The sequence below is a fragment of the Wolbachia endosymbiont of Tuta absoluta genome (assembly GCF_059414725.1).
Genome location: NZ_JBNRJY010000626.1, coordinates 1 through 4383, shown reverse-complemented (window position 1 = coordinate 4383; position 4383 = coordinate 1). Strand labels below are relative to the sequence as shown.

The window sequence follows — 4383 nt, the reverse complement described above, 5'->3', positions numbered from 1 at the left end:
AACATAAAAATACGTAGATACACTTATTGTCATTCCCAATCAAAATTTATTTAGAATTGCTAACGAGAAAACTACATATGCTGACGCATTTCAACTCGCCGATAATGTTCTGCATATTGGCATAAGAGGAGTAACTGATTTGATGATCGATCGTTAATACTCATAGCTCTTACTACGTAATCTTAAGTATATATCTAAATAAATTTTTCCACAAAGAATTAGTGTGAAAGAATGAAGTTTGAAATAAATATTTTTATGTTATATTATTAAATTATATAAAAAGGATTAGCTGAATAGGAGTAATCGATGGCACAGCAAGAAATGGTAACAATTAATGCAGAGTTACGTGATGTAAAAAAAAAGAAAGCGATGCAGGCTCTGAGGGAGAAGGGAAGTATACCTGCAGTTATATATGGTAAAGGGCATGATAACGTAAATTTGACATTGTCTGCAAAGGAATTTACTAAACAATATAAATCAGGTGCTCTTTCTGCACATTTAATAGAACTAGATATTTCAGGGAAAAAAGAATATGCTCTTGTTCGTGATATTCAATGGCATGTAGTAAAGGATACTGTGCAACATGTTGATTTTCAGTTTGTTGATAAAGGTAGTGAAATTAAAATAGATATACCTTTATCATTCATCAATGAAAGTAAATCACCAGGAATCAAATTAGGTGGAGTGCTTAATGTTCTGTGTCGTTCTATTACTGTCAAATGCTCTCCTGAGAAAATACCTCAAGTCATAGAAATTGATTTGTCTGGCAAAATGATTGGTCAATCTATACATATCAATGATGTAAAATTGCCAGAAGGTGTTAAATTTGTAGCTCATGAGGAAGAAAATTTCACCATTGTAACAATCTCTGCTGCCGATAGTGATGTTGAAGAAACTCAAACAAAAACAGAGGAGTAGTGCATTTAATAGCTGGGCTTGGTAATCCTGGTAGTCAATATGAGTTAACTCATCATAATATTGGTTTTATCGTTATTGACGCAATCTACAAATATTGGAATTTTCAGTCATTTTCTAAGAAAGCCGATTACTTGATAACCTCTGGCATAATTAACAATAATAAAGTTATGCTAATAAAGCCTTATTCGTTTATGAATAATTCAGGTATTCCTGTTGCAAAAATAAAAAATTTTTACAAATTATCGCTAGACAATATTGTTGTCATACATGATGATGCTGACTTAAAATTCGGAAGAATAAAAGTAAAAAAAGGCGGTAGCTCTGCTGGACACAATGGACTTAAGTCTATAGATAGCTTTATTGGTAACGATTATTGGCGTTTGAGATTTGGAGTAGGTAGGCCTGAAAATCGGAAAAGCTTAGCAGATTATGTATTATCAAAATTTGAAAATTTTGATAATGTTATCCTCTTAGTGGAAAAAATAGCAAAAAATATACACCTAATGCTACAAGGAGATATCTCAGCTTTCATCAACTCGGTTGAGAGTGAAACTTTAGTATAGCAATTGAATACTGCCTAATACAAGCATCTAGATTAGAATACTGATTCTTCTAGAAGTTGTTCACGCTCCTCTTCTATTGCAATAGAGTTATCGTGATTTTTAAATAAATCTCTGATTTTTGTTTCTATTTCATTTGCAATTTCTTTATTCGCCTTGAGGTAGCTTTTTACATTTTCTCTTCCTTGCCCAAGACGCGTATTGTTATATGAATAATAAGCGCCTGCCTTTTCAAGGACACCAAGTTTTGCTCCTATATCTATTATTTCCCCAAGTTTTGATATGCCTTCATTATACATTATATCAAATTTTGCCTCTCTAAATGGAGGAGCGACTTTATTTTTTACAACTTTAACTCTCGTTTCATTACCCGTAATATTCTCTTTATCCTTTATCGCACCAACTTTTCTTATATCAAGTCTTATAGAAGTATAGAATTTTAACGCATTTCCACCAGTGGTAGTTTCAGGATTTCCATATACTACTCCTATTTTCATACGAATTTGGTTGATAAATATCAATATACAGTTTGCTTTTGAAACTGCAGAGGTGAGCTTTCGTAGCCCATGACTTAGAAGTCTTGCTTGTAGTCCCATGTGCTGGTCGCCCATATCTCCTTCAATTTCAGCTCTTGGAGTTAGTGCTGCAACAGAGTCAATAACTATTACATCAACTGCACCAGAACATACTAAATACTCAACAATATGCAACGCTTGTTCTCCAGTGTCTGGTTGTGAAATCACTAAATCATCGGTGTTTACTCCAAGTTTACGAGCATATATAACATCCAGTGCGTGCTCCGCATCGATAAATGCACATAAACCTCCTTTTTTCTGTGCTTCAGCAATTACATGCAAAGCAAGGGTAGTTTTACCAGAACTCTCAGGGCCAAATATCTCAATTATACGTCCTTTTGGCAATCCCCCAACACCCAGAGCTGAATCAAGTGCAATCGACCCTGTAGATATCGTGTCTATTTTTTCTACAGGGTTTTGCTTTAGCTTCATTATTGCACCTTTACCGAATGCTTTTTCAATTTGACTTATTGCATTATCTAGTGCTTTTTGCTTATCATTATTTCTTTCTTCTGGATTATGTGCCATGGATCATTTATTAACTTGTATAGTCTCCATGGTAATTGAACGCAACCAATCTGCCAAGGGTTTTTTAATAACGAAGAACGTTAGTTACCTAAAATTAGATAGATAGACTTTGTAGTGCGATACAAAATAACGATAGAATACAATGGTAGTGGTTTCTCTGGCTGGCAAAAGCAACAACACTCTGCTAACTCAATTCAGGAAACCATAGAAAACGCTATATTTAATTTCAGTGGCGAGAGAGTCTCTTTGCATTGTGGTGGCAGAACTGACACAGGGGTTCATGCTTTAGGGCAAGTTGCTCATTTCAATATGGAAAGGCAATTTGAGCTTTACAGAATAAGAAATGGAATAAACTATCACTTAAAAGCGATTCCTATAGTTGTGCTTAGTGCAGAAGCTGTAGATGATGCATTTCATGCACGATTTTCAGCAAAAAAAAGATATTATGAATATAGAATAATTAATCGCTACGCTCCTGCAGCTCTAGAAATCGGTTATGTGTGGCAAGTATTTAACCCACTTGACGTAAACATCATGCGTGAAGCTGCTAGACACCTGCTTGGAAAACATAATCTTTCAAGCTTTCGCTCAAAAGATTGTCAAGCTACAAATCCGGTCAGAACAATCGATGATATTGATATAGTACAAAACGGAAGTCACATATACATCAAAATATCTGCGATTTCCTTTTTACATAACCAGGTGAGGATTATTGTTGGTACTTTAGTTGAATTTGGAAAAAATAGAACTAATCCACAAGAAATGCTAAACATATTAAGTCAATGTAAAAGAAACGCCGCTGGGGTCACTGCGCCGTCTCACGGCTTATACTTAGTAAAGATAGATTACTAGCTTAAGTCCTCATTGGCATTACTATATATAGTGCACTTGGATCATCTTCATCAGTGATAATTGTAGCGCTATTACCATCTGATAGGCTGACCTTACATTTGTTTTTTATACAAGATAAAGCATCAAGCAAATAACGAGAATTAAATCCTACTTCCATAAGAGCTCCATCGTAATCCACCTCTATAGACTCAGTCGCATCACTGCACTCTTGGGAATTTGAATGTAGAGTTAATAAATTCTCTTGCAATGAAAATTTAATTGATTTTATTTTATCGGACACAACAACGGAAACTCGGTCTATAACACTAGCAAGTTTGCTACTCTCAACAATCATTTGTTTATCTTGAGACGTTGGAATAACGGCTTTGTAATCTGGAAAAGTTCCATCTATCAATTTTGATATTAGAATATACTCACCACATGTAAATTTGATTTTTCTATCTGAAAGTTTTATATTTATCTCATTACAATCATCCAATACTTTCAACAGTTCCATGATAGTTTTACGTGGAATGATCGATCCTTTGTATGTATGAAAAAGCTACAGGGCACTTTCTTTATATGGGTGTTATATAAAAATGATTAATGAACTTATTCAAAATGTTTTTGAATATTAAAGGGTAAAGTAAATTTTAAAGAAACTTTACTTGATAGCTATAAACAAGCAGTTTTACGTGCGTGATAATTAAAAAAAGAAGGAAAAAAAATATCAATAAATCACCGTTAATATATTTTTTACATAAGAAGTAAACTTACGTTTGCAGTTGTTTTTTTTGCCATAATAAGTGTTTTTTATAATATTCGTTTACACAAGATAAAGCCAGCGACTGCTGGTGTTTGATACGCGGCCGCATTTCATCAGTTTATTCAGGATCGATCTGAGAGTTTGTGTGTGTATGTATGTTTGTTACATCTTCACGCTCAAACGGTTTGACCGATTTAGGTGACAT

At 34.0% G+C, this 4383-nt stretch carries 4 protein-coding genes and 2 pseudogenes; 4 read left to right on the top strand and 2 right to left on the bottom strand.

Translation table 11 applies throughout. The features are described 5' to 3' along the window. Positions 1-7 precede the first annotated feature (7 nt). From ACJ5GX_RS06925 to pth, 3 genes and pseudogenes are all read left to right on the top strand, one after another. Positions 8-148: pseudogene (locus tag ACJ5GX_RS06925) on the top strand (cell division protein FtsZ); the annotation flags it as partial. Positions 149-306: 158 nt separating this feature from the next. Next, positions 307-918 carry a 50S ribosomal protein L25/general stress protein Ctc gene (locus ACJ5GX_RS06920; protein ID WP_007302321.1) on the top strand — a complete coding sequence of 204 codons (612 nt, stop codon included), beginning with the start codon at positions 307-309 and terminating at the stop codon, positions 916-918. Further along, positions 918-1481, top strand: a complete 564-nt coding sequence (gene pth / locus ACJ5GX_RS06915) for an aminoacyl-tRNA hydrolase (protein WP_052265012.1) — start codon at positions 918-920, stop codon at positions 1479-1481. The genes ACJ5GX_RS06920 and pth overlap by 1 nt, the downstream gene beginning before the upstream one ends. A 32-nt stretch (positions 1482-1513) precedes the next feature. On the opposite strand, the gene recA is transcribed toward pth, so the two are convergent. Then, on the bottom strand, positions 1514-2581 hold the full coding sequence (gene recA / locus ACJ5GX_RS06910) for a recombinase RecA (protein WP_052265013.1): 1068 nt from the start codon (positions 2579-2581) through the stop codon (positions 1514-1516). 114 nt (positions 2582-2695) lie between these two features. On the opposite strand from recA, the gene truA reads away from it, so the two are divergent. Continuing rightward, positions 2696-3433, top strand: a complete 738-nt coding sequence (truA, locus tag ACJ5GX_RS06905; RefSeq protein WP_019236842.1) for a tRNA pseudouridine(38-40) synthase TruA — start codon at positions 2696-2698, stop codon at positions 3431-3433. A gap of 1 nt (position 3434) precedes the next feature. On the opposite strand, the pseudogene dnaN reads toward truA, so the two are convergent. Beyond that, a pseudogene (gene dnaN, locus ACJ5GX_RS06900) lies at positions 3435-3956 on the bottom strand (DNA polymerase III subunit beta); the annotation flags it as partial. Positions 3957-4383: the final 427 nt, after the last annotated feature.